The organism is Bradyrhizobium sp. CCGB01, assembly GCF_024199795.1.
Taxonomy (GTDB): domain Bacteria; phylum Pseudomonadota; class Alphaproteobacteria; order Rhizobiales; family Xanthobacteraceae; genus Bradyrhizobium.
The window spans coordinates 184,833-210,590 of record NZ_JANADK010000001.1; the positions used below are offsets into that span (position 1 = coordinate 184,833).

A 25,758-nucleotide genomic window follows, 5' to 3' on the forward strand; every position below is an offset into this window, starting at 1 on the left:
TCCCGGCGACTCGCCCCCAAAGAGCATCTCGCCCGGGGCTACCCCCCTCCCCCACCCTCCCCCGCAAGGGGGGAGGGAGCGCAGTTTGCCTAGGGCAGGCGCCGGGCTCTCATGGCCGCCTCGCCACTGGAGCCACCGCATGACCGCCCTCTCCGCCCTCATCCGCCGGGACATCCGGATCGCGCTCCGCGTCGGCGGCGGGGCGCTGATCGGGGTGCTGTTCTTCCTGACCGTGGTGGTGCTGATGCCGTTCGCGGTGGGGCCGGATCTGGCGCTGCTGTCGCGGCTGGGGCCGGCGATCCTGTGGCTCGGCGCACTGCTGGCGAGCCTGCTCACCCTGGACCGGCTGTTCATGGCCGATCATGAGGACGGCTCGCTCGATCTGATCACGATGAGCCGGACGCCGCTGGAACTCGCCTGCGCCGCCAAGGCGCTGGCGCATTGGCTGGCGGCGGGCCTGCCGCTGATTGTCGCAACCCCGGTGCTCGGCCTCTTGCTCAACCTCGACATGGTCGCCACCGGCGCGGTGGCGCTGACGCTGCTTGCCGGCACCCCTGCGCTGACCTTCACCGGCATGATTGGCGCAGCATTGGCGGTGACGCTGCACCGAGGCGGACTGCTGATGGCCGTGCTGGTGCTGCCGCTGTCGATTCCCGTCCTGATTTTCGGGGTCGCGGCCTCGCAGGCCGTGATCGTCGGCCCCATGACGTTCGGCGCGCCGTTCTCGATCCTGTGCGCGCTGTCGCTGGTCAGCCTCGTGGTCGGCCCCTTCGCCGCGGCGGCGAGCCTGCGGCATGGTCTCGACTGAGATGGGCCCGACTGACCTTGACCCCGATCAATTTTCGTCGCTCGCTTTCGTGCTGATTGCCTGAGCGCTTAGCTGTGATTATCAGAATACCATGACGCTGATCGACCTCGCCAATCCGACACGGTTCCTCGCGCTGACGGCGCGGGTGTTGCCATGGCTTGCGGCCGCGACCGTCATCCTGCTCACCATCGGCCTCTACCAGTCCGCGCTTGCGCCCGACGACTATCAGCAGGGTGCGACCGTGAAGATCATGTTCATCCACGTGCCCAACGCCTGGCTGTCGATGTTCGTCTGGGGCGTGATGAGCATCGCTTCGCTGGGCACGCTGGTGTGGCGCCACCCCCTCGCCGATGTCGCCGCGAAGGCCGCAGCACCGATCGGCGCCAGCTTCACCTTCCTCGCGCTGCTCACGGGCTCGCTGTGGGGCCGGCCGATGTGGGGCACCTATTGGGAATGGGACGCGCGGCTGACCTCGGTTCTGATTCTCTTCCTGATGTATCTCGGCCTGATGGCGCTGTGGCGCGCGGTCGACGATCCCTCGCGCGCGGCGCGCGCCGCCGCGGTGCTGACGCTGGTCGGTGCGATCAACCTGCCGATCATCAAGTTCTCGGTCGACTGGTGGAACACGCTGCACCAGCCGGCGTCGGTGATGCGCATGGGCGGCTCGACGCTCGACAAATCGTTCCTGATTCCGCTGTTGCTGATGGCAATCGCGTTCACGCTGCTGTTCGTCACGCTGCATCTGGCGGCGATGCGCAACGAGATTTTGCGCCGCCGTGTCCGTTCGCTGCAGATGATGCAGGCGAGCCAGAAAGCTGCGTGATCATGTCGCTCGGTCCCTACGCGTCCTTCATCGTGACGTCTTACGCCGCTGCGGCGCTCGTCGTCGTGATCCTGATCGGCTGGATCGTGCTCGACTATCGCAGCCAGACGGAGCGCCTGCGCGAGCTCGACCGCAGCGGCGTCACGCGCCGTTCGGGCCGCAGCGCGACAGATCGGCCGTGAGGCATCCATCATGAGCGATCAGTCGAGCTCCGGACCGCAGCGCCGCACCTTCCTGATGGTGCTGCCGCTGCTCGCCTTCATCGCCCTGGCGCTGCTGTTCTGGTTCCGGCTCGGCAGCGGCGATCCTTCGCGGATTCCCTCCGCGCTGATCGGCCGGCCCGCGCCGCAGACCGCGCTGCCGCAGCTCGAGGGATTGCAGGCCGACAACGCGCAGGTGCCGGGCCTCGATCCCGCCGTGTTCAAAGGCAAGGTCAGCCTCGTCAATGTCTGGGCCTCCTGGTGCGTGCCCTGCCATGACGAGGCGCCGCTCCTGACCGAGCTCGCCAAGGACAAGCGCTTCCAGCTCATCGGCATCAACTACAAGGACGCCGCCGACAATGCGCGCCGCTTCCTCGGCCGCTACGGCAACCCGTTCGGCCGCGTCGGCGTGGATGCCAACGGCCGCGCCTCGATCGAATGGGGCGTCTACGGCGTGCCGGAGACGTTCATCGTCGGGCGCGAAGGCACCATCGTCTACAAGCTGGTGGGACCGATCACGCCGGACAATTTGCGCACGGTGCTGCTGCCGCAAATGGAAAAGGCGTTGAAGTAAAGACGTCGCGGCCTGTCAGCGCCCTTCGTTGCGTCGCGAGATCCTCGCCAGCCCGCTTGACAACCAAAGGGTGAGGATTAGGCTCGCCACCAGTGGCTGACCGTTCCAGCCATCGATTTCATCATGAATTTTTATGACTATTGCTTGTGAGCGAGGAATTGCGCATGGCGCTGCTCGAAGCCTACGACCCTCCCGCGCGGATGACTGATTTCGATTCCATCAAGGGACAGCGCGAGGCCTGGCACAGATTTGTTCTCGAGTCGTTCGATTCCTCGATCGCCACCGAAAACGCGGCCTTGCGGAAAGTCACGGAAGAGGCGGCTCGACCGGCTTTTTTCTCGGCCGTACGGTTTGACCCGGGTCCGACGATCGAGCAGGCCGTCCTCTGGAATGCGTTTCCCAAGGAATTGCTGCGCCGTTTCGGCCGGCGGCGCGCGCTGATCGAGGCCGACCGGCTTTGGCCGATGTCGGCCTATCAATATGATTGGCGCTACAATCCGGACGTGCCGGCGCGGACCGGCGCCGGCGAGCCCGGCGTCAGCCTGCCCGATGACATCTTTTTCCGGCCCACGGTCGAGTATTGCGAATGGCACGTCGACCGCGATCCGGATTCGGGCCGAATCCGCCGCGTGTGCTTCACATCCGAACCACCCGAGTATTGGTTCGCGATGTATGGCGGCACGATGGATGGATCGAAGGTCGATTTTCCGGGGTCCAGGGATCTGGTGCTGGAGCTCTATCGCAAGCTCGTCAGTCCAAAGGTCGAGTTGAAGGATCTGCAGGCGCAGGCGCCGATCAATTCGCCCTTCGGCAATTTGAAGCCTGGCGACTACAACCCCCACAACAAGTGGAATACGACGCACGGCATCGTGCACCTGACCGCACCGCCCAACGCGCTGACTGCCGAGATCCAGCTGGGCGCCGATGCAACCCAGCTCTATCATAATGCGCATGGCAATCCGGTGACCGATCCGGACGCTTTCATCGCCGGAACGGGCATGGGCGGTCCCAACCGCAACAGCGACCCGACAATTGCAGCCACCGTGAACGCGCTCGCCAGATTGGGGGCCGTGGTCACCCTGGCCAATCCTGTCGGGCTCTACATGGATCACATCGACCTCACCGGGTGGGAATTCCCCGGCGGCATGGCTCCGGACGAGTGCGTCCATATCGTGCGCGGGCAGCCTCACCTCATCGAGCGATTGGTCGTGGAAGTGCCCGGCGACGAGTTCACGGTATCCGACATCACGATCGGCGGCGTGCCCATCGCCTTCGGCGGACACATCGCCGAATGCATCACGGTCAAGCTCGTTGGCGCGGCGGGGGCAATCGGCTCGATGAGCAATCCGTCGCTGCCGATGCCGGGCGTCGGTTACGTCGATCCCGTCGGGGCCCGCGAAGTTTTCGTCGGCGCGCGAAGGGGCGTGCCCAACGGGACCATCCCGGCCTTCGTCTATGAAAGCGGAGAACTGGCGCAGCGGGTGACGCGCGCAACGCTCGCAAGCGCGCGGCCCGACAGGGGGGTCCGATGAGCAACGCCGACAACATGCCTTGGCCGCTCGAGCCTCGCCTCGACATGGACGATATCCAGGGGATTGCGGCGCCCGGTTTTCTGAAACCGCACCAAATTCTGCTCGGCATTCGCTATCAGCGCAAAGAGCCCGACATGGCGAGGCTCAGATCGCTTCTGGCGAAGATGACGCCCGACATCTCGACCGCGGCCGATACCCTGCGCGATCGCCGCGAGCACCGGCAGTTGGCCAAGCCCTCCGACCAGAACAAGTCCTCCGAGCGGAAAAAGAAGATCTTCCCGCCACTGGTGGCAATCGGCTTCGGCTATCAGGGACTGTTCGATCTCGCGGTCGGCGCCGCGCTGATCCCGAGCGTGGCGTACAAGAACGGCATGGTCGCGCGCTCCGCCTTGCTGGGCGACTCGGCGGAGCCGGGAACGCCCGGCAATCCGACGACCTGGAGCGTCGGCAAGCCCGGTGAAGAGCTCGACATTCTCGTTGTCGTCGCCGGCGACGACCGGAAATCGGTCCGGTTGCGCGCGGACGAGATCGTGAAGGCCTTCGTGGCCACCGGCGCCAAGGTCGACCAGCAGGTCGGCAATGTCCGGGACGACGTCAAGGGCGAGGTCGGCCACGAGCACTTCGGGTTCGACGACGGAGTGTCGCAACCGGGCATTCGCGGACGGGCATCCGACGCAGAGGACGACTTCATCACCGACAGATATGTGGACCGATCGCAATTTCCGGCAGCCGCGCTTTGTGGCTATCCGGGACAGGATCTGGTTTGGCCGGGTGAATTCGTCATCGGCTATCCGCAAACGGGCCCCGACCCGCTGATACCTGGCCCCGTCCTCGAGCCATCACCGTGGTGGATGCGAAACGGGTCCTATCTGGTCTATCGCCGCCTCTTGCAGGATGTTGGCCTGTTCTGGCGGACGATGCGGGACGAAGCAGAGCGTCTCTCCACCCTTCCCGGCTTCGACAAGATGGACGAGAAGACGCTCGCGTCCCGGCTGGTCGGACGCTGGCCGAGTGGCGCGCCCGTTAATCGGGTACCCGAGGGCGACGACAAGGACCTGGGCAACAACTCGTTCGCCAACAACCACTTCCACTTTGATTCCGACACGCATGCCTTGAAGCTCATCGGCGGCAAGGATCCGTTCCCGCAGGCGAAGGCGGACCCGGTCGGACTAACCTGCCCGCTCGCCGCACACATCCGCAAGGTGAACACGCGGGATGCTCCCTCGGATATGGGCGGACGCAGCTCCACCTATGAGCGGAGACTCCTGCGCGTCGGCGTTCCCTTCGGCCCGTCCCTGATGAATCGCTACGCCAGGAAGGTGGAAGGCGAACCGGAGCGCGGATTGCTGTTCCTGAGCATTCAAAGCTCGATCGAGGAGCAATTCGAATTCCTCCAGGCGCGCTGGATCAACGATGAATCGCGGCCCAAGGCGCCGAGTGGCCACGACATGATCGTCGGACAGAACGCGGCCACGGCAGACGGCGTGCGCAGGTGCGGTATTTTCGGCAAGGGACTGCAGCAGGCGCCGGTCGAGGCCGACGGACAATTCGTGACCGCGTCCGGCGGAGGCTACTTCTTCATCCCTTCGATCACCGCGCTCGGAACTGTCATCGCCGGCACGCAACCCGCGCTATCCATCCAGCTCTCCGCCGATCACCGGCTGGAAGGTGTGAGCCCGAGCAAGGATCTTCCGAAGGTGGCGCGAAAGGCATCTCCGGCACGAAAGGCGCGCGGCAAGCGCTGACGCCAAAGCGCGATGAGATGAGGATGAATCGTCGTCGCGCTTCAGGTCGCCGTTCGAGCATGATCTTTCCGGAAAACCGCTGCGCGCTTTTCCGGATCGTGCTCTAGCCCTTCCGCACATCCCCCGCCTCGGCCTCGCTCGCTTCCAGCGACACCGGCTCGAGGTGGTAGCGCTTGGTCAGCGGCATCTGCGCGATGGCGAAGACCATGGTCAGCGGGGTCACGCCGAACACCTTGAAGTTCACCCAGAAGTCGGTGCTCTGGGTGCGCCAGACGATCTCGTTCAGGATTGCCATGCCGGCGAAGAACAGCGCCCAGCGCAGCGTGAGGATGCGCCAGCCCTGCGGGGTCAGGTTGAACATCTGGTCGAACATCACGGCGATGAAGGAGCGGCCGAACAACAGGCCGCCGCCGAGGATCGCGGCAAACAGGCCGTAGATGATGGTCGGCTTGACCTTGATGAAGGTCTCGTCGTGCAGCACCAGCGTCAGCGTGCCGAACACCAGCACGATCACGCCTGTCACGATCGCCATGATCGGAATATGGCGCGTCACCACATAGGACGCGATCATCGCCGCGACGATCGCGACCATGAAGGCGCCGGTCGCGGCGAACAGATTGAACTTCGCATTCACGAAGAAGAAGACGAGCAGCGGACCGAGTTCGGTCGCAAGCTTGAACAGCGGATGCGGCTGGGTCTTGTCCATTCTCAGCTTTCGATTCCGGCGATCGCGCGGGCGAAATCGCGCGCGGTGAACGGCGCGAGATCGTCGACGCCTTCGCCGACGCCGATGAAATGCACCGGCAGTTTGAATTTTTCCGCGAGCGCCACCAGGATGCCGCCGCGCGCGGTGCCGTCGAGCTTCGTCATCACGAGGCCGGTGACCCCGGCGGTGCGATGGAAGGCCTCGACCTGCGACAAAGCGTTTTGGCCGACGGTCGCATCAAGCACAAGCAGCACCGCATGCGGCGCAGTGTCATCCACCTTGCGGATCACGCGCACGACCTTTTCGAGCTCGTTCATTAGCTCGGCCTTGTTCTGGAGGCGGCCGGCGGTGTCGATCAGCAGGACATCGACGCCCTGTTCCTTCGCCGCGGTCAGCGCGTTGAAGGCAAGGCTCGCCGAATCCGACCCCTGCGCCCCGGCGACGACCGGCGTCTTCGTGCGTTCGCCCCAGACCTTCAGCTGTTCGATGGCTGCGGCGCGAAACGTGTCGCCGGCGGCGAGCATCACCTTGCGGCCCTCGGAGGCGAATTTTTGCGAGAGCTTTCCGATGGTCGTGGTCTTGCCGGAGCCGTTGACGCCGACCACGAGGATGACGAACGGCTTCTTCGCCGTGTCGATCACGAGGGGCTTCGCCACCGGCGATAGCACCTTCTCGACCTCGGTCGCGACGACGTCCTTGACCTCGTCCGCGGAGATCGCCTTGTCGTAGCGCCCCGTGCCGACGGCGTCCGCAATGCGAACCGCGACCTGGGTGCCGAGGTCGGCGCGCAGCAGCACGTCCTCGATGTCATCGAGCATGGCGCGGTCGAGCTTGCGCTTGGTGACGAGGTCGGCGACCGCGGTCCCGAGCGAGGACGAGGTGCGCTTCAGCCCGTTGGACAGCCGGCGCCACCAGCTCAGCTTGGGGGTCTCGGAGGTATCGTTCATGGTGCTCGTGCCGCCGATTTGAAGTTCCTACTCTCTTGCCGCAAGTTCGGTTAGGAACTTCAAATCGAAGAGCGGCACGAGAAAATATTGTTGCCAGTGCGGCCCTGGATTTGGCATTCGCTTCACGTTTCGCGGCGAGCGCTGAGCGAATGCCAAATCCACCGCACTGGTGTGTTAGCCGTTCCGGCTCCCAAACGAAAGTCTTGCAGTTGCTCGATGTTCCCGAATTGACCGCTGATGAGATCCTGGCGCGCGTGCTCCATCGCGACGGGCTGATGCTGGTCATCGACAAGCCGGCCGGCCTGCCGGTGCATCGCGGCCCCAAGGGCGGGGCCAATTTGGAAACATCGTTCGACGCGCTGCGTTTCGGCCTGCCGCGGCCCCCGGTGCTGGCCCACCGGCTGGACAAGGACACCTCCGGCTGCCTCGTGCTTGGGCGCCATCGCAAGGCGACCGCCTCGCTCGGCCTCCTCTTCAAGCACGGCAAGATCGGCAAGACCTACTGGACCGTGGTCGAGGGCGGCCCTGCCGAAGACGAAGGCACCATCGACATGCCGCTCGGCCGGCTCAACGCCGAGCGCGGCTGGTGGCAGAAGCCCGATCCGGAAGGGCAGAAGGCCATCACCAACTGGAAGGTGATGGGCCGGGGTGATGGCTTCACCTGGCTCGCCATGGAACCGGTGACCGGCCGAACCCATCAATTGCGGGTGCATTCGTCCGCGACCGGCTGGCCGATCTTCGGCGATAACATTTACGGCAACGGCCCGCGCTTCGGCGAGCCGAAGCTGCACCTGCATTCCCGCGAGATCGTGGTGCCGATCTCCCGGAACAAGGAGCCGGTCCGCGTGGTCGCGCCGGCGCCGCCCCACATGCACGAGAAGCTCCGCGCCTGCGGATGGAATGGGGAATAGGCGACCCTCATGGTGAGGAGGCGCGTCAGCGCCGTCTCGAACCATAGAGGCCCCGCTGCCGTATCTCGCCCGCGGCCATCCTTCGAGACGCCCGCTGCGCGGGCTCCTCAGGATGAGGAACAGTGCCCGGCTACCGCGCCATGGTTTACGAAACGTTCAGGGCTCGTCTCTAATGATAGCGGTTGCTTAGAACAAGCTTCCGTCAATCTGCTCAGGACGAGCTACGCGTCATGTCCACGGCCGGGCTATCGATCATCGACGAAGTCGAATCCGCGATTCGGCTCGGCTCGGCGGAAAAGGGCCTCGAAACGGCCCGCCGCGTCACCGACCTGTTCCTCTCCTCCGCCGGCAGTTTTGACGACGAGCAGATCGCGCTGTTCGACGACGTGCTCGAGCGCCTGATCGGCACCATCGAGCTGCGCGCCATCGCGGACATGGGTGCACGCGTTGCGCTAGCCGAGATCAGCGCGCAGCTTGCGCCGATCGCGCAGGCGCCGCCCTCCGTGATGCGCCGCCTCGCCAACAATGACGAGATCCGCATCGCCGGTCCCGTGCTGCAGGAATCCGCGCGCCTCGACGACGGCGAGCTGGTGAAGATCGCCTCCAGCAAGGGCGAGCCGCATCTGCTCGCGGTCGCCGGGCGCTGGTGGCTGAAGGAGATCGTCACCGATGCCTTGCTGGCGCGCCGCTATCCCAGCGTCAGCCGGCGGCTTGCCGCCAATCCCGGCGCGCGCGTCTCCGGCAAGGGGTTTGCCGTCATCGTCGGACAGGCCGAGGCCGACCCCGAGCTCGCCGTGAGCGTCGGCGTGCGCGTCGACCTGCCGTCCGACTTGCGCCGCCAGTTGCTGCGCTCGGCCACGGATGCCGTGCGGACCCGCCTGCTGTCGCGCGCCCCGCCGCATCTGTTCGAGGAAATCCAGACTGCCATCGCCGCCGTGACCGTCGGCGTCGAGCGCGAGATGTCGGGCGTCCGCGACTTCGAAGGCGCCAAGCGGGCGATTGCGAATCTCAAGGCCGCGGGCCAGCTGACCGAAGCAACGTTGCTCGGCTTCGCCACGCAGCGGCGCTACGAGGAAGCCGTGGCTGCCCTGGCGGCGCTGTCCGGGTCGACCGTCGAAGTGATTCGCCCGCTGATGCAGAGCCTGCGCGAGGACGGCCTGCTGGTGCCGTGCAAGGCGGCGCAGCTCAGCTGGGAAACCACCGTCGCCGTGCTCGAAAGCCGTTTCGCCACCGGCGCGATGAAGCCGGCGGACATCGCGAGGGCGCAGGGACATTACGCAAGGATGACGCCGGAGAATGCGCGGCGGACGCTGCGGTTCTGGCAGGTGCGAGCGTCGTAGGGCCACACATTCCGCTGTCATCACCCGCGAAAGCGGGTGATCCAGTATTCCAGAGACGTTCCTGAGATGCGGAGAAGCCGCGGCGTACTGGGTCGCCCGGTCAAGCCGGGCGACGACACCGTCTATGCAGTCAGCCGCACGCCATCACTCCCGGCAATCGTCAGCGCCACAACACTCCCCACACGCCCACCCGCAATCGCCACCGGCAGAAAATGCTCCGTGCGTCCCTGCCCTTCGCTCTCGATCAGCACATCGCGCGTCGCACCCACTTCGGCTTGCAGCCGCTGCCGCAACGCCGCCTCACCGGCCTCACGCAGCCGCTTCGCACGCGCCTTGATCGCTGGCCCCGCAACCTGCGGCATCCGCGCGGCCGGCGTGCCGGGGCGCGGGGAATAGGGGAAGACGTGCAGGAACGTCAGACCGCATTCCTCGACCAGATCCAGCGAGCGCGAAAACATCTCCTCGGTCTCGGTCGGAAAGCCCGCGATGATGTCGGCGCCGAAGGCGATGTCCGGGCGCAGGCGGCGCACCCGGTTGCAGAACGCAATCGAATTGCTGCGCGAATGCCGCCGCTTCATGCGCTTCAGGATCATGTCGTCGCCGGATTGCAGCGACAGATGCAGATGCGGCATCAGCCGCGCATCGTCGGCGATGGCGTCGAGCAGATCGTTGTCGGCCTCGATCGAATCGATCGAAGAGATGCGCAGGCGCCTCAACTCCGGCACATGCCGCAGGATCTGCTTGGTCAGCATGCCGAGTTTCGGCGCGCCGGGCAGATCGGCGCCGTAGCTGGTGAGATCGACGCCGGTCAACACGATCTCGGCATGGCCGCGCGCAACAAGCGCCCGCACCTGATCGACAACCGCGCCCATCGGCACCGAACGCGAATTGCCGCGGCCGAAGGGGATGATGCAGAAGGTGCAGCGATGGTCGCAGCCGTTCTGCACCTGCACGAACACGCGCGGCAGGCCGCTCGCGAAACCGTCGATCAGATGCGGCGCCATCTCCTTCACCGACATGATGTCGCTGACGGCGATTTTTTCGTTCGCACCGAGATCGAAAGCGGCACGCGCCTCGCGCCAGGCTTCGCCGCGCATCTTGTCGTCATTGCCGACGACGCGGTCGACCTCGGCCATGTCGGCGAACATCCGGCTTTGGGTCTGCGCCGCGCAGCCGGTGACGACGATGCGCGCACCGGGCCGCTCGCGCTTCAATTTGCGGATCGACTGACGCGCCTGCGCCACCGCCTCGTTGGTAACGGCGCAGCTGTTGATGACGATGGTGTCGGAAAGCCCCGCGCCCTCGGCCTCGCGGCGGATGACCTCCGCCTCAAAGGCATTGAGGCGGCAGCCGAAGGTGACGATGTCGACGGCCATCAGCCGACCGGCGCGAACAGCGCCGGATCGAAATTGCCTTCATATTCGAAGGTCGCGGTGCCCGTCATCAGCACATGGTCGTCGCGCTCGCGCCATTCGATGCCGAGCTTGCCGCCTGGCAGCGTCATCTCGACATTGCGCTCGGTGCGCTTCAGACGCGCAGCCGCAACCGCGGTCGCGCAGGCCGCCGAACCGCAGGCCCTGGTGAGGCCGGCACCGCGCTCCCAGGTGCGCATCGTGATGTGCTCGCGATCGACGATCTGGGCCAGCGTGATGTTGGCGCGCTCGGGGAAGATCGGGTGATTTTCCAGCAGCGGACCGAAACGCTCGAGATCGTAGGCGTTGACGTCATTGACCCAGAAGATCGCGTGCGGATTGCCCATGCTCACGACCGACGGCGAATGCAGGATCGGATTGTCGATCGGCCCGATCTGCAATTCGATGTAGCGGGTGTCGCGAAACTCTTCCGCCAGCGGAATGTCCTGCCAGCCGAATTTCGGCGCGCCCATGTCGACGGTGTAGAGATCGGGCGCCGGCCCCTGCCAGGCGTTGAGCAGGCCGGCAGCGGTCTCGAACGTCGCCGTGGTCTGACCGCTCTTCTCGAAGATGCGCCGCATCACGCAGCGCATGCCGTTGCCGCAGGCGCCGGCCTCGGAGCCGTCATTGTTGTAGATGCTGATGAAGGCTTCGGTGCCGTCGAACCGCGGCCTCTGGAGCACCATGAGCTGGTCGTAGGGCACGCCGCCTTGCGCCGACGCAACCGCGCGGGCGTCGTCCGGTGTCACCTTTGCCGTGGAATCGCGCATGTCGACAACGACGATCTCGTTGCCGATGCCGTTCATCTTGGCAAATGCGTGGTTGGCCAGCGCGCTCATGAAAATTCCCGAATTTCGCCTGCCTTATATGGCGATCCTTGCCGGCTTGGCCAGTGATTTGCCGCCATGGCCAAGACGCTGCCATGACGCATCTGTCATGGGACGAATTCGGCACTCGCGTGTTAGAACGGCGCGGTTGGCGCAATCCGGGACGCGCGGCCGGCTTAAGGCTTTGGGGGGCCTAAGGCCTTTGGGGGTGTAAGGCCTTGGCGGATAAGCTCTTGGGGAGAATAGAATGTATCGTTTTTGCCGTCTTGCTCTGTTCGCGCTGATCCCGGCAGCGACCATGTCGTTTGGTGTGCCCGGCGCCCTGGCGCAGACCGCGAGCCCGGCGCCCGCCGCATCGGCCAGCCCCTCGCCGGCACCGTCGGCTTCGCCCGCCCCGGCCGCAAGTGCCGCGCCTGCGCCCGCGGCAACGCCTTCTCCAGCGCCATCGCCTGCGGCCAGCGCTTCGCCGTCACCCGGTCCTGCGGCCCCGCCGCCCGCTGCGGCCGCAACGCCTGCCCCGGTGCAGACCGCCGATCCCTTCGGCCTTGAGACCACGCTCGAGCCGAAGAAGGTCGTGATGGTCAAGGGCACTGCCAATTGGGATTCGGCCTTCGACACCCTGATCGACGCCTTCAAGGCGCTGAACACGCTGCTGGACAAGCAGGGCATCAAGCACGCCGGCAATTCGATGATCGTCTACACTTCGACCGACGACACCGGCTTCACCTTCCTCGCCGAGATCCCGGTCGAGCAGGACCCGAAGAACCTGCCCAAGGACATGAGCGTCGGCAAATCGCCGGAAGGCAAGGCGCTGAAGTTCGTCCACCGCGGCTCCTACGACAACATGGACAACACCTACGAGGCGATCACCAATCACCTCGACGACAAGAAGCTGGAAGCCAAGGACACCTTCGTCGAGGAATACCTCACCGATCCCCTGAAGACGGCCGAGGACAAGCTCGTGATCAACGTGTTCGTGCCGCTGAAGTGAGACCGATGAAAAAGCCTGCCGCTGTTACCCTTGCCGCCGTTGTCGTCGCCATGTTGCTGGCAGCGCCCGCACGCGCCGATGATTTTCCTGCCGCCATTACGGTGAGCGGCGAAGCCACGACGTCCGCGGCGCCGGATCTGGCGCACATTGACGCCGGCGTCGCCAACGATGCCAAGACGGCGAAGGAAGCGTCCGATGCCAACAACGCCGCGATGGGCAAGGTGCTGCTGGCGCTGAAGGGCGCCGGCATCGCCGAGAAGGACTATCAGACCTCGCGCCTGTCGCTTCAGCCGCAATACGGCCAGAACAAATCCACCGGCGCCTCGCCCGTGGTCGGCTTCCGTGCCTCTAACCGCGTCACCGTGAAGATTCGCGACGTGACCAAGGTCGCCGGCATCATCGACACGCTGGTCGGCGCCGGCGCCAACGACATCGGCAATATCTCCTTCGAGGTGACGCAGGCCTCAAAACTGCTCGACGACGCCCGCGAGCAGGCGGTCGCCGATGCCCGCCGCAAGGCGGAGATCTATGCCAAGGCCACCGGCGTGACGCTGGGCGCCCCGCTCAGCGTGTCCGAGGGCGGCGCTCCGGTGCCGCTGTTCAAGTCGCGGATGGCGACGGCGCCGATGGCCGCGCCCGCTGCGGTCGCGCCGGGCGAGGAGACGCTGTCGGTGACGGTGAATGTGAGCTGGGCGATCAAGGCCAAGGAGCAATAGGCCGGAACAGGCACACTGCCTTCGCTTCGCTTGTCCGGGACGACAGCGAGAGCTAAATCTCCACCACCTGCCCCGGCTTCATCGCCACGAACCGCTCCTGCGGAATCTGCGCCGCATCGAGCGCCTCGACCAGCGCCTTGGCCGGCGCGTCGATCGCCTCGTCGGTCAGCTGGAACGTGCCGTGATGATGCCCGAGCGCTTGCTGCGCGCCGCAATCGCATAGGGCCTTCACTGCATCTTCCGGGTTCATGTGCTGGTCGCGCATGAACCAGCGCGGCTCATAGGCGCCGATCGGGAGGATCGCCAGGCGGAGCGGCCCGTGCTTCTCGGCGACGCGGCGGAAATGCCCGCCATCGCCGTAGCCGGAATCGCAGACGACGTAGAGTTTGCCCGCCGGCGTCTCCAGCACGAAGCTTGCCCACAGCGCCTTGTTACGATCGAACATGCCGCGCGCGGTCCAGTGCCGGGTCGGCACCAGCGTCACGGCGATGCCGCCGCCGAGCTCGACGCGGTCGTGCCAGTCGAACGCTTCCACCTTGATGGCGGAATCGGCGCTACGCATCGTCACGTCGTTGCCGAGCGGGGTTACCACACGCGGCGCGAAATTCTTGGTGAGCCGCGACAGCGTCGCGATGTCCAGATGATCGTAGTGGCCGTGCGAAACCAGCACGGCGTCGATCTTCGGCAGTTTGTCGAACGCGATGCCGGGATCGTTGTGACGCTTCGGTCCGGCCCACCCCACCGGCGAGACCCGCATCGACCAGACGGGATCGACGAGGATGTTGAGGCCGCCGGTCTGGATCAACCAGCTGGCGTGGCCGACGAACGAGAGCCGCACCTTGTCGCCGTCGACACGGGGCGGCGGAGCGTCGGCTTGGGGGTTGGGGACCCAATCCGGCCAGGACTCGCGTTTCCGTCCGCCGCCGAACTGCCAACGGAACACTTCGCCGAGCGATCTCGGCGGCGCGCCGTTCGGATCAAAGAAGTGCAGGCCGTCGAAATGATCGGAGACGGGACCGTCGTAGTTCTTCATGCGGGAGATCCAAAGGGACGGAAGACCGACCAGCGCGCCGGTCCCGGCAAGCAGTCCGAAAAGGTGGCGGCGGGTGATCGGCACAGGCTTCAGGGATGATCGAGGCGGTCAGACATCACCCTCTCATATGGGCGGGGCCGGCGGAAAAGGAACCCGCACCCAAAAGAGCCATGTTTTCAGGGCCTTGCCCTGGCAAAGAGGCCGCGGCACCCTAACTTTCCTTGACTTTTGGGCGGGAGCGGCGTTTAACCCCGCCACTTTCTCGGAAAGGCTTTCTTTTCGACCCGCCGACTGGCCCTGGAGGCCAGAGGTCAACGCCCGACAGCGCTGTGCGCCCTCGGGCGTGAAGGTGTTTGGAAGATCGCTTGCCCAAGTAAGTGGTCATCCCCCGCGAAAGCGGGGGATCCAGTATCCCAGAGGCAGCCCCGGCTGGAACCGAGGCGCCGCGGCGTACTGGATGCCCCGGTCAAGCCGGGGCATGACAGTAGTGAACGCGACAACCCTGCGCGAGCAGGACAAAGGACAACGGCATTGTTCGACAATCTGTCGGAACGGCTTGGTGGCATTCTCGATCGTCTGACGGGGCGCGGTGCGCTGACCGAAAAGGACGTCGACGCCGCGATGCGCGAGGTGCGCCGCGCGCTGCTGGAGGCCGACGTCGCGCTCGAAGTGGTGCGCAGCTTCACCGAGCGCGTCCGCGAGCAGGCGATCGGCGCTACCGTCGTCAAGTCGGTCACGCCCGGCCAGATGGTGGTCAAGATCGTCCATGACGAGCTGATCAACACGCTCGGCGCCGAAAGCCAGACCATCGACGTCAATTCCGTGCCGCCGGTGCCGATCATGATGGTCGGTCTGCAAGGCTCGGGTAAGACCACGACCACCGCAAAGCTCGCCCGCCGCCTGGTCCAGCGCGACAAGCGCAAGGTGCTGATGGCCTCGCTCGACGTCTATCGTCCGGCGGCGATGGAGCAGCTGGCCGTGCTCGGCCGCGACCTCGACATTCCGACCCTGCCGATCGTGGCGGGCCAGCAGCCGCCGCAGATCGCAAAACGCGCACTGGAGGCCGGCAAGCTCGGCGGCTACGACATCGTGCTGCTCGACACCGCCGGCCGCACCACGCTCGACGAAGAGATGATGGCCGAAGCGGCCGCGATCAAAGCCGCCGCGAACCCGCATGAAGTGCTGCTGGTCGCGGACAGCCTCACCGGCCAGGACGCCGTCAACCTCGCGCGCGCCTTCGATCAGCGCGTCGGCCTCACCGGCATCGTGCTGACCCGTGTGGACGGCGACGGCCGCGGCGGCGCGGCGCTGTCGATGCGCGCCGTCACCGGCAAGCCGATCAAGCTGATCGGCACCGGTGAAAAGACCGATGCGCTGGAAGATTTCCACCCCGACCGTATCGCCGGCCGCATCCTCGGCATGGGCGACGTGGTGTCGCTGGTCGAACGTGCCGCCGCCAATATCGACGCCGAAAAGGCCGCGCGCACCGCCGAGCGCATGCGCAAGGGTCAGTTCGACCTGAACGACATGCGCGAGCAGCTGTTGCAGATGGCGAACATGGGCGGCATCAGCGGCCTGATGGGCATGATGCCCGGCATCGCCAAGATGAAGAACCAGATCGCGGCCGCCGGCATCGACGACAAGATCCTGAAGCGCCAGGTCGCGGTGATCGATTCCATGACGCGCGACGAGCGCCGTCACCCTGATCTGCTCAAGGCCAGCCGCAAGAAGCGCATCGCCGCGGGAAGTGGCCAGAGCGTCGAGCAGGTCAACAAGCTGCTCAAGATGCACCGGAACATGGCCGACGTGATGAAGGCCATGGGCTCGGGCAAGCGCGGCCCTCTCGCCGGCATCGCACAGGCGATGGGCTTTGGCGGCGGCATGAAGCCGCCTTCGCCGGAAGAGATGAAGGCGTTGCAGGAAAAGATGCAGAGCGGCGGCGGTGGCCTGCCGAATCTGCCGAAGGATTTGCCGGCCGGGCTGCGCCAGGGTCTGCCGAACGTTCCAGGACTGACCGGGCTGAGCGGCAAGCCGATGCTGCCGGGCCTCGGCGGTTTCCCGGGCAAGAAGAAATGAGGAATTCGTCGCACGGGTCGCAAATGCCCCGCGTGACGCGAAAATACCGATCAACCGAACAAACTGTATTTTGAAGGAGAACTAAATGTCCGTCGTTATCCGCCTCGCTCGCGCAGGCACCAAGAAGCGCCCCGTCTATCACGTCGTCGTCGCCGACTCGCGCTTCCCACGCGATGGCCGCTTCATCGAGCGTCTCGGGTATTTCAACCCGCTGCTGCCGAAGGACAACGAAGCCCGCCTCAAGCTCGACATGGACAAGGTGAAGGCCTGGGTCGCCAAGGGCGCGCAGCCGTCGGACCGCGTGTCGCGCTTCCTCGACGCCGCCGGCGTCAAGAAGCGTGAAGCCCACAACAACCCGCAGAAGGCCGTGCCGCGCAAGGAGCGCAAGGCGCAGGCCGAAGCCGCCGCGAAGGGCTAAGGCCAGGACATGTCGGCGCTGGTCTGCGTCGCGCGGATCGGCGCCGCGCATGGTGTGCGCGGTGCGGTCAAACTGTGGACCTTCACCGAAGATCCCTTTGCCATCAAACGCTACGGCCCGCTGCTCGCCAAGGACGGCAAGCGCCAGTTCGAGGTCGCAACGGCGCGTGAGGCTCGGGATCATCTGGTCGCGACGTTCAAGGGCGTCACGACCCGCGATGAGGCCGAACGCCTCAACGGCATCGAGCTCTACGTCGCGCGCGAAAAGCTGCCCGCGACCGATGCGGACGAATATTACCACACCGACCTGATCGGGCTCGCCGCCGTCACCACTGACGGCGAGCCGCTCGGCCGCGTGCTCGCGATCCATAATTTCGGCGCCGGCGACATCATTGAGATCGCGCCCCTCAAGGGCACGACGATGCTGCTGCCATTCTCGAACGCGGTGGTGCCGGAGGTCGATCTTGCCGGCGGCCGCGTCGTGATCGCGCTGCCGCTCGAGGTCGAAGGCGATCGGGACGAGGGCGACGATCCCTCCGCGAGTCGTCCCCGCGAACGCGGGGACCCATAACCACAGGCCGCGGTTTTGGCTAAGCTGATCGCTCCAGCCATCGCAAAACTAGCTGCGGCAGTTATAGGTCCCGGATTGCGCTTCGCTTGTCCGGGACGACGAGAACCGAGATCGAATGACCAACCCCTCCCCCTGGCGCGCGACGGTGCTGACGCTGTTTCCGGAGATGTTTCCGGGACCGCTCGGCGTGAGCCTGGCCGGCCGCGCGCTGGCCGCCGGGCTCTGGGCGGTTGAGGCGCGGGACATCCGGGCCTCGGCCACCGACCGGCATCGGAGCGTCGACGACACCCCGGCCGGCGGCGGCCCCGGCATGGTGCTGCGGGCGGACGTTCTGGCCGCCGCGATCGACGCGGCGGAGATCGGCCCGGACCGGCCGCGCCTGCTGATGAGCCCGCGGGGTCGGCCATTGACCCAGGCCCGGGTCACCGAGCTCGCCAAGGGCCCCGGCCCCCTGATCGTCTGCGGGCGCTTCGAGGGGGTGGACCAGCGGGTGATCGACGGACGGGGCCTGGAGGAGGTCTCGATCGGCGATTACGTCCTCTCCGGGGGCGAAATCGCCGCCCTGGCACTGATCGATGCCTGCGTCCGGCTGCTGCCGGGCGTGATGGGCAAGGAAGCCTCGGGAACCGAGGAAAGCTTCTCCGAAGGCCTGCTCGAATACCCCCAATACACCCGCCCGCAGCTGTTCGAGGGGGCTCCGATCCCGGAAACCCTGACCTCCGGCGACCACGCCAAGGTTGCGAGCTGGCGGCGGGCGCAATCCGAGGCCCTGACGGCGGCCCGGCGGCCCGATTTATGGGCCCAAATCCCGGCCAAGGCCCCGAATCGCGCCGGTCGCCAAAAAACGCCAAAAAACAAGACAGACGGGTGACAAACGCTCCGGCTTGCCTTATAGGAGCGCCCACATCCGCAATAGCTGGATCAACGAATTTCGCGCAGCCCCCGGTTCTCACGGCTGGGCGCGCCGATGGAGATTTACCCATGAACCTGATCAAGCAGCTCGAGCAAGAGCAATTCGACAAGCTCTCCGCCGGCAAGACCATCCCGGAATTCGGTCCCGGCGACACCGTGATCGTCAACGTGAAGGTCGTCGAAGGCGACCGCACCCGCGTGCAGGCCTATGAAGGCGTCTGCATCGGCCGTTCCGGCGGTGGCCTCAACGAGAGCTTCACCGTCCGCAAGATCTCCTACGGCGAGGGCGTCGAGCGCGTGTTCCCGGTGATGTCGCCGATGATCGACTCGATCAAGGTGGTGCGCCGCGGCAAGGTGCGTCGCGCCAAGCTCTATTACCTCCGCAACCTTCGCGGCAAGTCGGCCCGCATCGTCGAGAAGCAGGACCGCGCGACTGCCGTCGGCGAGTAATCTCCGCCACCAGGCGAGTTTCAGAGAGCGCGGGGCCAAACCCCGCGCTTTTTTGTTGCGTCAGCCGTGCGCGTCAAACCTCTCGCGCTTCCAAATCGGCCTGCTATATATTCTTGGAATGTTTCCAGATCTGACCAGCCCCTCGTCCGTCAAGCGCATCGTCATCGACGATCGCTCGCGGCTGCCCGGCCGGTTCTTCGGACGCTTCGCGACCTCGGCAACGTCAGAGCTTACGCGCGCAGCCTAAAAGCTGCGCTGACGATTTTGTTGCCCCGCGCGCCACCCGCGCACATCCGCTTACACAACATTCCTTCGGAGCTGACGCTCATGTCCAAGCCGACCACATTGTACGACAAGATCTGGAACGATCATCTGGTGCACGAAGCCGAGGACGGCACCTGCCTGCTCTACATCGATCGCCATCTGGTGCACGAGGTGACCTCGCCGCAGGCGTTCGAAGGCCTGCGCGCCACCGGCCGCAAGGTCCATGCGCCGGAAAAGACGCTCGCCGTCGTCGACCACAACGTGCCGACCACCGATCGCACCAAGCCGAACCCCGATCCTGAGAGCATCGAGCAGATCAAGGCGCTGGCCGAGAACGCCAAGGAATTCGGCATCGAATATTACGACGAGTTCGACAAGCGCCAGGGCGTCGTCCACGTCATCGGCCCCGAGCAGGGCTTTACCCTGCCCGGCACCACCATCGTCTGCGGTGACAGCCACACCTCGACGCATGGCGCGTTCGGCGCGCTTGCGCACGGCATCGGCACCTCCGAAGTCGAGCACGTTCTGGCGACGCAGACGCTGATCCAGAAGAAGGCCAAGAACATGCGCGTCACCGTCGACGGCAAATTGCCTGAAGGCGTGACGGGCAAGGACATCATCCTGGCCATCATCGGCGAGATCGGCACCGCGGGCGGCACCGGCTACGTGCTGGAATACGCCGGCGATGCGATCAGCGGGCTCAGCATGGAAGGCCGCATGACGGTCTGCAACATGTCGATCGAAGGCGGCGCGCGCGCCGGCCTCGTCGCGCCCGACCAGAAGGCCTACGACTTCCTGCGCGGCCGCCCGAAGGCGCCGAAGGGCGCGGACTGGGATGCGGCGATGCGCTACTGGGAGAAGCTGCGCTCCGACGAGGGCGCGCATTTCGACAACGAGCTGCGCCTCGACGCCGCCAAGCTGCCGCCGATCGTGACCTGGGGCACGAGCCCTGAGGACGTGATCTCGGTGACCGGCTTCGTACCCGATCCCGACAAGATCGCGGACGAGGCCAAGCGCCTGTCCAAGCATCGTGCGCTGAAATACATGGGCCTGACGGCGGGCACGAAGATCACCGACATCAAGGTCGATCGCATCTTCATCGGCTCCTGCACCAACGGCCGCATCGAAGACCTGCGCGCCGCGGCGAAGATTGCCGAAGGCAAGCACGTCTCGGGGCATGTCAACGCCATGGTCGTGCCGGGCTCCGGCATCGTGAAGGAGCAGGCGGAAGCCGAAGGTCTGGACAAGATCTTCATCAAGGCCGGCTTCGAATGGCGTGAGCCCGGTTGCTCGATGTGCCTCGCGATGAACCCGGACAAGCTGAAGCCGGAAGAGCGCTGCGCCTCGACCTCGAACCGCAACTTCGAGGGACGCCAGGGCTTCAAGGGCCGCACGCATCTGGTGTCGCCGGCAATGGCGGCAGCAGCCGCGATCGCGGGTCACTTCGTCGATGTCAGGGAGTGGCGGTAAGCCGTTCCCCGCAATTTGAGCGAAAGCGGCAAACGGCCGTTAATCGCCAGCACCGACACTGCGTCCTCGCGACGGTTTCGCGAGGACGCGTCTCATGGCCAACAAGCCTGAATATGTCGACCTGATCGGCGATGCGACGCGCCAGCACCGACGGCGCGCGACGCCGCTGCGCGCCGTCGCCAGGCCCGAGGTCGAGGAGACCTCAAGGCTCAGCCGCTGGCCGCCGGCGATGTTCAAGCAGTGGAAGCTCGAGAATTTGACGCGATGGAAGTCGGCGTCATGGAAGCTGAAGGATTGGCTCTAGCCAAAAACAAAGGGCGCCGTCGAGGCGCCCTTTTCATGTCGATCGCACTTCACCAATAGCGGTACGGATAATGCCAGCGATGCCACCGGCAGATGCGGCGCGGACCGTAATAGGTCCAGATCACCCGGCAGCGGCGCGGATAGTGGTAGTAGGGATAATAGCCGCCGTAATAGTAGCGCCGGTGGAAGTGACGATAGCCATAATGCGGGCGATAGCCCCAGTGGCGATGATAGCCGCCATAGCGGTGAAATCCGCCATAGCGATAGCCGCCGCCGTGGAAGGCCGGCGCGGCACGGACGACACCGATATGGCCGCCACGAAAGCCACCGCCGCGGAAACCGCCGAAATGTCCTCCGCCACCATGGAAGCCACCACCGCGAAAACCTCCGCCGTGAAAACCTCCGCCATGTCCGCCACCGCCGTGCCCGCCGCCACCATGGCGAACCTGCGTGACGAGGTCGTCGGTCGCGGCCTTGGTCGCGGGTGACGTTGCCGGATTGATCAAGCTCAGCGCTTCAGCACGACGCGCGGTCCCGGCCAACAGCATCAGCGTCGCGGCGGCCGCGATCCCGAGCAAGCGCATCGGCCTTGCCCTGAGACCGAATATCCTCAGCATGACTCCTCCCTGAGTCTGACAGCGTCAGTTTGGCGCAGCGTCTCACGCCACCGCTGTTCATTTGCGGTCGCTCCCAAGATTAGAATTAGGGATGGCGACGTGAACGCCTCATGAATGAACGACGTTCCCGTCGCGGCGCGCTCCATCCGGGCTGCGAGACAAGAGGGATTTGAGAGATGACTGTCTACGCGATTGCGCAATTGAAGATGACGGATCGCGCGGCCTATGACCGCTATCAGGCGCGCTTCTTCGACGTGTTCAAAAAGTACAATGGACGCCTGCTCGCCGCCGACGAACAGCCGCGCGTGCTCGAAGGCGCATGGCCGTTCGACAAGCTCGTCATGATGTCGTTTCCCGACGAGGCCGCATTCCTCGCGTTCTCGAATTCGCCCGACTACGAAGACATCTCGCGCGATCGCAAGGCCGGCGCGCAAGCGACTGTGCTGCTGGTCAGGGGATTTGCGCCCGGCGGCTAGCCGATCACCAGAACGGCCCGAAGCCGAACACGAACGGTGCAGGCACGCCGTAGGGATATGGCCGGTAGTAGACAGGCCGCGCGTAGTAGCGCGGGTCATGGCGCGCAGCGGGCCGCGCAATGTCGTAGGAGCGCCCGTGCCGCCGCGCATCGAACACCGCAGTCCCCGCCGAGGCTTCCGGCTTCACCGTACCCTGCCCCGCGGAAGCGCATTGCATGCCAGCAACAAGCCCGACGACGACGGCCAATCCGATCCATCTCGTCATGATCACCTCTGCTGCGCCAGGAGGGTCGATCAGCCCCGCCGCCAGTAGCAGCTCATATGCGGCACGATCACCGTGCCGCTCGGCCTGTATTCCTGCACATAGGTGGCGTTGCATTCGCGGACCGCGTCGGGACCCGGGTCGTAGCGCGGATAGACGCCGTCCGGGCTGTAATAGGGCGTGACGCGGATCCGCGGCGGCGGCCGCTTGCGCGGCGGCGGGGCGTCGGGCACGTCCGCCTGGGCGACGCGGACTTCGGCGCCGGCCGTCTGGGCTTCCGCGCCAACGCAAAATTGCGAAAACAACCCCATGCACAGTAGCGTCAGCGCTGTTTTCGCTCGCATTTTTCCGCCCACCTGAAACGTCCCATTCGAGGCCCCACGCTCCCCGTTTTGGCGGCGCCCGTCAACCTCGACGCGCTTATAAAGCCAGATGCATCAACGGGGAACCCGCGCTAAGAGGTGCTTATGTGGACGGAATTGAAAGCGCCCTCGCTGGCCGAAATGGAAGCGACGGCCCACGAACTGTTCGAGCGCCTGCCGGCGGAGTTTCGGAAGCTCTGCGAGGGCGTGATCATCCGCGTCGACGATTTCCCGACCGAGGAAGTCCTGGACGAGATGAAATGCGAGAGCGAGTTCGACCTGCTCGGCCTGTTCCAGGGCGTCGGCCTGCCCCAGCAGAGTTTTGGCGACGTGGCGCGGCTGCCCAACATGGTCTGGCTCTACCGGCGGCCGATCCTGGATTACTGGGCCGAACACGACGAGAGCCTCGGCCACATCGTCCGCCACGTCCTGATCCACGAGATCGGCCACCATTTCGGCCTCTCGGACGACGATATGGCCGCGATTGAGGCTCAAGCAGACTAGATCTGCCGAATTCGGCCTAGGATTCGGACGTCGATCGCGATAGATAATCGGTTCCCCTGAACCACCCCCGGGAAAGCGCAACCATGGACAAGTTCACCACGCTGGAAGGCGTCGCGGCGCCGCTGAAGATCATCAATGTCGACACCGACATGATCATTCCGAAGCAGTACCTCAAGACCATCAAGCGCACCGGCCTTGGCAAGGGGCTCTTCTCCGAGCAGCGCTACAAGGACGACGGCAGCGAGAACCCGGATTTCGTGCTCAACCAGCCCGCCTATCGCAATTCGAAGGTGCTGGTCGCCGGCGACAATTTCGGCTGCGGCTCGAGCCGCGAGCACGCGCCCTGGGCGCTGCTCGACTTCGGCATCCGCTGCGTGATCTCGACCTCGTTCGGCGACATCTTCTACAACAACTGCTTCAAGAACGGCATTCTTCCGATCCGCGTCAGCCAGGAAGACCTCGACAAGCTGTTCGACGACGCCGAGCGCGGCGCCAACGCGACGCTGACGATCGACCTGCCGAACCAGGAGATCCGCGGCCCCGACGGCGGCAAGGTCAAATTCGAGATCGATCCGTTCCGCAAGCACTGCCTGATCAACGGCCTCGACGACATCGGTCTCACGATGGAGAAGAAGTCCTCGATCGACACCTATGAGGACAAGCTCAAGCACGAACGCGCCTGGGCCTGATCTCGATATCCGGTTCGAGCCCCGGTGCTGACGGCGCCGGGGCTTTTTCTTTGCCCTGATTATCTCCTAAGTTTGCACGCATGCTGCCCGACATCGTCACCTTCTGGCATGGCCCGATGGACGCACTGCGCCAGACCTGTCTGCGCTCGCAATTGGCTGCCGGCCACAAGGTCACGGTTTACAGCTTCGACACCATTCCCGGCCTGCCCGCGGGCATTGCGAACGCGGACGCCGAGGCGATTCTGCCGCATGCCTTCTCCGAACGCTTGCGGCCGCCGCAGCCGGACGGAAGCTGGCGCGACTGGACCACGCTTCAGTTCAGCGATTTCTTCCGCATGAAGCTGATGGCGAAGAACCTCGGCCTCTGGCTCGATGCCGACGTGCTGCTGCTCAAGCCCGTCGAGATCGATCCGGCAAAGCCCTACTTCGCCTGGGAGCGGCCACGCCAGCTCGGCAATTCCGTGATCTACCTGCCGCCCGAACACGGCATCGTTGCCGCCTTCGAGGAGCTGATGGAGCAGGAGGAGCTGACGCCGAACTGGCTGTCGGTGCGCCATCGCATCACCTTCATGATGCGCCGCCTGCGCGGCGGCTCGAACCGTCTCTCCGACATCCGCGTCGCGATCTTCGGGCCTGCCGCACTCACGGCACTCGCGCGCCGCACCGGCGAGCTGGAACGCGCGCTGCCGAAGCAATCATTCTACGCGGTGCATGCCGAGCCAAAGCTGTTCTTCGATCCCTCGAGCTATCTCGGCCTCGTCACCAACCCCGAGATCATCGGCCTGCACATCTCGCCCAAGGGGCGCGGCGGCGAGAAGCCGATTCCGGGCAGCCTGTATGCCTGGGCCGCGGAGCGGTTCGCGTAGCTGCCGCACAGGACGTGCTTTCTTGTTCGCGGGCAGAGTGCCTTTTAGGGCCGCCAGAGCGCGCGCCTCGTCCTTCGAGACGACCGCTCCGCGGTCTCCTCAGGATGAGGCTAATCGACCTCGGTGCCTGTCGAAATCGTTGCCGCGCACTCCGTCCTCATCCTGAGGAGCCCGCCCAAAGGCGGGCGTCTCGAAGGATGGCCGCAGCGAAGCCACTCTCAATGCGATAGTCCTCGCACCTGCGGTGAGGTTGAACGCCCGCGGCCCCATTCTCAATTTGATCCAGCGCAACGCGCTTCTGCATGATTGTGCCTAGTCTCGCTCCAATCCCGTTATTCGAATGGAGCCTCGCATGAGCACCGCAAGCAGGCCGTATCCCATCGTCCAGGACCTCATCGAATCCTTTGCCGCCTGGCTGAAGCATCGCCGCGAGATGAACGAGATGCGACAGCTCGATCGCGCCGATTTCGACCGAATCGCGAGCGATCTGAGGATCGCGCCTGACGATCTGGAGGAGCTGGTCCGCCATGGTAAGCATGCCGCCGACGAGCTGCCGAAGATGCTCGAACAGCTCGGCATCAGCGCAGAAGGGTTAGGACGCGCACAGCCGCTGCTGCTGCGCGACATGGAGCGGGTCTGCGCGCTTTGCCATAACAAGGGACAGTGCGACCGCGATCTCGCCGACGGCACTGCTGCGGAGAACTATCAGGGCTATTGCCCGAATGCCTCCACACTGGAGTCGCTCGATCGCGACGTCGCAGCAACGCATTGACGAGCGGCCTACTGGGTACTTGGAAAGCGCCCCTGACGAGATGTAAGACAATCCCGCTTACTCAATTGCGCGGGCACTCGAAACCATCTCCGACTTGTGAACACATGGCACCGATTCGCCGACAAGAGGCTTTTCGGTCTGTGTTAAACCTAGCCGCGCGTATCAAGCGGAGCAGGGGCAGC

General features: G+C 65.2%; 30 protein-coding genes. 22 read left to right on the plus strand and 8 right to left on the minus strand.

Features of this window, described 5'->3' with window-relative positions; translation table 11 throughout:
• The first annotated feature begins 139 nt into the window (after nucleotides 1–139).
• The 6 genes from ccmB to NLM25_RS00785 all read left to right on the plus strand — a co-directional run bounded on the left by ccmB (nucleotide 140) and on the right by NLM25_RS00785 (nucleotide 5,682).
• Nucleotides 140–808: a heme exporter protein CcmB gene (ccmB, locus tag NLM25_RS00760; RefSeq protein ID WP_061880182.1), complete on the plus strand. Its 669-nt coding sequence runs from the start codon at nucleotides 140–142 to the stop codon at nucleotides 806–808.
• 91 nt (nucleotides 809–899) lie between these two features.
• Nucleotides 900–1,631: a heme ABC transporter permease gene (locus NLM25_RS00765; RefSeq protein WP_254135680.1), complete on the plus strand. Its 732-nt coding sequence runs from the start codon at nucleotides 900–902 to the stop codon at nucleotides 1,629–1,631.
• Nucleotides 1,628–1,813 (plus strand): heme exporter protein CcmD, encoded by a 186-nt coding sequence (gene ccmD / locus NLM25_RS00770; RefSeq protein WP_254115037.1) that lies wholly within the window; start codon nucleotides 1,628–1,630, stop codon nucleotides 1,811–1,813. The genes NLM25_RS00765 and ccmD overlap by 4 nt, the downstream gene beginning before the upstream one ends.
• A 10-nt stretch (nucleotides 1,814–1,823) precedes the next feature.
• On the plus strand, nucleotides 1,824–2,405 hold the full coding sequence (locus NLM25_RS00775; protein ID WP_254135681.1) for a DsbE family thiol:disulfide interchange protein: 582 nt from the start codon (nucleotides 1,824–1,826) through the stop codon (nucleotides 2,403–2,405).
• A 164-nt stretch (nucleotides 2,406–2,569) separates the two neighbouring features.
• Entirely contained in the window at nucleotides 2,570–3,937 is a 1,368-nt protein-coding gene (locus NLM25_RS00780) for a hypothetical protein (RefSeq protein ID WP_254135682.1), read from the plus strand.
• Nucleotides 3,934–5,682, plus strand: a complete 1,749-nt coding sequence (locus tag NLM25_RS00785) for a Dyp-type peroxidase (protein WP_254135683.1) — start codon at nucleotides 3,934–3,936, stop codon at nucleotides 5,680–5,682. Before NLM25_RS00780 ends, NLM25_RS00785 begins: the two co-directional genes overlap by 4 nt.
• 103 nt (nucleotides 5,683–5,785) lie before the next feature.
• Here the strand turns inward: NLM25_RS00785 and NLM25_RS00790 are convergent, their stop codons facing one another.
• Both NLM25_RS00790 and ftsY read right to left on the minus strand, forming a co-directional pair.
• Nucleotides 5,786–6,388: a septation protein A gene (locus NLM25_RS00790; protein ID WP_254115035.1), complete on the minus strand. Its 603-nt coding sequence runs from the start codon at nucleotides 6,386–6,388 to the stop codon at nucleotides 5,786–5,788.
• A 2-nt stretch (nucleotides 6,389–6,390) separates the two neighbouring features.
• Nucleotides 6,391–7,335: a signal recognition particle-docking protein FtsY gene (gene ftsY / locus NLM25_RS00795; RefSeq protein WP_254115034.1), complete on the minus strand. Its 945-nt coding sequence runs from the start codon at nucleotides 7,333–7,335 to the stop codon at nucleotides 6,391–6,393.
• A 209-nt stretch (nucleotides 7,336–7,544) separates the two neighbouring features.
• On the opposite strand from ftsY, the gene NLM25_RS00800 reads away from it, so the two are divergent.
• Together NLM25_RS00800 and NLM25_RS00805 are read left to right on the plus strand one after the other, a co-directional pair.
• Entirely contained in the window at nucleotides 7,545–8,246 is a 702-nt protein-coding gene (locus tag NLM25_RS00800) for an RluA family pseudouridine synthase (RefSeq protein ID WP_254135684.1), read from the plus strand.
• A 230-nt stretch (nucleotides 8,247–8,476) separates the two neighbouring features.
• A complete protein-coding gene (locus NLM25_RS00805; RefSeq protein WP_254135685.1) occupies nucleotides 8,477–9,586 on the plus strand; it encodes a DUF2336 domain-containing protein in 1,110 nt (369 codons plus the stop codon).
• 122 nt (nucleotides 9,587–9,708) lie between these two features.
• Here the strand turns inward: NLM25_RS00805 and mtaB are convergent, their stop codons facing one another.
• Both mtaB and dapF read right to left on the minus strand, forming a co-directional pair.
• A complete protein-coding gene (gene mtaB, locus NLM25_RS00810; protein WP_254135686.1) occupies nucleotides 9,709–10,962 on the minus strand; it encodes a tRNA (N(6)-L-threonylcarbamoyladenosine(37)-C(2))-methylthiotransferase MtaB in 1,254 nt (417 codons plus the stop codon).
• Entirely contained in the window at nucleotides 10,962–11,837 is an 876-nt protein-coding gene (dapF, locus tag NLM25_RS00815) for a diaminopimelate epimerase (RefSeq protein WP_254135687.1), read from the minus strand. The genes mtaB and dapF overlap by 1 nt, the downstream gene beginning before the upstream one ends.
• A gap of 235 nt (nucleotides 11,838–12,072) precedes the next feature.
• Between dapF and NLM25_RS00820 the strand changes: the two genes are divergently transcribed.
• Both NLM25_RS00820 and NLM25_RS00825 read left to right on the plus strand, forming a co-directional pair.
• A complete protein-coding gene (locus NLM25_RS00820; protein WP_254115028.1) occupies nucleotides 12,073–12,816 on the plus strand; it encodes a GyrI-like domain-containing protein in 744 nt (247 codons plus the stop codon).
• A gap of 5 nt (nucleotides 12,817–12,821) precedes the next feature.
• Nucleotides 12,822–13,532 (plus strand): SIMPL domain-containing protein, encoded by a 711-nt coding sequence (locus NLM25_RS00825; RefSeq protein ID WP_254135688.1) that lies wholly within the window; start codon nucleotides 12,822–12,824, stop codon nucleotides 13,530–13,532.
• Between the two features lie 52 nt (nucleotides 13,533–13,584).
• Here NLM25_RS00825 and NLM25_RS00830 read toward each other — a convergent pair whose 3' ends face one another.
• Nucleotides 13,585–14,649 carry an MBL fold metallo-hydrolase gene (locus NLM25_RS00830; protein WP_254135689.1) on the minus strand — a complete coding sequence of 355 codons (1,065 nt, stop codon included), beginning with the start codon at nucleotides 14,647–14,649 and terminating at the stop codon, nucleotides 13,585–13,587.
• 447 nt (nucleotides 14,650–15,096) lie between these two features.
• On the opposite strand from NLM25_RS00830, the gene ffh reads away from it, so the two are divergent.
• The 7 genes from ffh to NLM25_RS00865 all read left to right on the plus strand — a co-directional run bounded on the left by ffh (nucleotide 15,097) and on the right by NLM25_RS00865 (nucleotide 21,029).
• A complete protein-coding gene (gene ffh, locus NLM25_RS00835) occupies nucleotides 15,097–16,641 on the plus strand; it encodes a signal recognition particle protein (protein ID WP_254135690.1) in 1,545 nt (514 codons plus the stop codon).
• A gap of 85 nt (nucleotides 16,642–16,726) precedes the next feature.
• A complete protein-coding gene (rpsP, locus tag NLM25_RS00840) occupies nucleotides 16,727–17,059 on the plus strand; it encodes a 30S ribosomal protein S16 (RefSeq protein WP_254135691.1) in 333 nt (110 codons plus the stop codon).
• Between the two features lie 9 nt (nucleotides 17,060–17,068).
• Complete coding sequence (gene rimM, locus NLM25_RS00845) at nucleotides 17,069–17,629, plus strand: ribosome maturation factor RimM (RefSeq protein WP_254135692.1); 561 nt, start codon at nucleotides 17,069–17,071, stop codon at nucleotides 17,627–17,629.
• A 115-nt stretch (nucleotides 17,630–17,744) separates the two neighbouring features.
• The gene (gene trmD / locus NLM25_RS00850; RefSeq protein ID WP_254115022.1) at nucleotides 17,745–18,500 is read left to right on the plus strand and encodes a tRNA (guanosine(37)-N1)-methyltransferase TrmD; all 756 of its coding nucleotides are present in this window, start codon (nucleotides 17,745–17,747) and stop codon (nucleotides 18,498–18,500) included.
• Nucleotides 18,501–18,610: 110 nt separating this feature from the next.
• Nucleotides 18,611–18,991, plus strand: coding sequence for a 50S ribosomal protein L19 (gene rplS / locus NLM25_RS00855; RefSeq protein ID WP_254115021.1), 381 nt, complete (start codon nucleotides 18,611–18,613; stop codon nucleotides 18,989–18,991).
• Between the two features lie 327 nt (nucleotides 18,992–19,318).
• Entirely contained in the window at nucleotides 19,319–20,725 is a 1,407-nt protein-coding gene (gene leuC / locus NLM25_RS00860) for a 3-isopropylmalate dehydratase large subunit (RefSeq protein ID WP_254135693.1), read from the plus strand.
• Nucleotides 20,726–20,819: 94 nt separating this feature from the next.
• Nucleotides 20,820–21,029, plus strand: a complete 210-nt coding sequence (locus NLM25_RS00865) for a hypothetical protein (RefSeq protein ID WP_254135694.1) — start codon at nucleotides 20,820–20,822, stop codon at nucleotides 21,027–21,029.
• Between the two features lie 49 nt (nucleotides 21,030–21,078).
• Here NLM25_RS00865 and NLM25_RS00870 read toward each other — a convergent pair whose 3' ends face one another.
• Complete coding sequence (locus NLM25_RS00870) at nucleotides 21,079–21,645, minus strand: hypothetical protein (RefSeq protein WP_254135695.1); 567 nt, start codon at nucleotides 21,643–21,645, stop codon at nucleotides 21,079–21,081.
• A gap of 176 nt (nucleotides 21,646–21,821) precedes the next feature.
• Here NLM25_RS00870 and NLM25_RS00875 point away from each other — a divergent pair, with 176 nt between their 5' ends.
• Nucleotides 21,822–22,121 (plus strand): DUF1330 domain-containing protein, encoded by a 300-nt coding sequence (locus NLM25_RS00875; RefSeq protein WP_254135696.1) that lies wholly within the window; start codon nucleotides 21,822–21,824, stop codon nucleotides 22,119–22,121.
• Between the two features lie 4 nt (nucleotides 22,122–22,125).
• Here the strand turns inward: NLM25_RS00875 and NLM25_RS00880 are convergent, their stop codons facing one another.
• Nucleotides 22,126–22,386 (minus strand): hypothetical protein, encoded by a 261-nt coding sequence (locus tag NLM25_RS00880; RefSeq protein ID WP_254135697.1) that lies wholly within the window; start codon nucleotides 22,384–22,386, stop codon nucleotides 22,126–22,128.
• Between the two features lie 29 nt (nucleotides 22,387–22,415).
• On the minus strand, nucleotides 22,416–22,694 hold the full coding sequence (locus NLM25_RS00885) for a hypothetical protein (RefSeq protein ID WP_254141088.1): 279 nt from the start codon (nucleotides 22,692–22,694) through the stop codon (nucleotides 22,416–22,418).
• A gap of 156 nt (nucleotides 22,695–22,850) precedes the next feature.
• On the opposite strand from NLM25_RS00885, the gene NLM25_RS00890 reads away from it, so the two are divergent.
• The 4 genes from NLM25_RS00890 (at nucleotide 22,851) to NLM25_RS00905 (ending at nucleotide 25,576) form a co-directional block, all read left to right on the plus strand.
• Nucleotides 22,851–23,249, plus strand: a complete 399-nt coding sequence (locus tag NLM25_RS00890; protein WP_254135698.1) for a metallopeptidase family protein — start codon at nucleotides 22,851–22,853, stop codon at nucleotides 23,247–23,249.
• A gap of 83 nt (nucleotides 23,250–23,332) precedes the next feature.
• Entirely contained in the window at nucleotides 23,333–23,938 is a 606-nt protein-coding gene (leuD, locus tag NLM25_RS00895; RefSeq protein ID WP_254115010.1) for a 3-isopropylmalate dehydratase small subunit, read from the plus strand.
• 80 nt (nucleotides 23,939–24,018) lie between these two features.
• Nucleotides 24,019–24,804 carry a capsular polysaccharide synthesis protein gene (locus NLM25_RS00900; RefSeq protein ID WP_254115008.1) on the plus strand — a complete coding sequence of 262 codons (786 nt, stop codon included), beginning with the start codon at nucleotides 24,019–24,021 and terminating at the stop codon, nucleotides 24,802–24,804.
• Nucleotides 24,805–25,156: 352 nt separating this feature from the next.
• Nucleotides 25,157–25,576 carry a hypothetical protein gene (locus tag NLM25_RS00905; protein ID WP_254115007.1) on the plus strand — a complete coding sequence of 140 codons (420 nt, stop codon included), beginning with the start codon at nucleotides 25,157–25,159 and terminating at the stop codon, nucleotides 25,574–25,576.
• Nucleotides 25,577–25,758 lie beyond the last annotated feature (182 nt).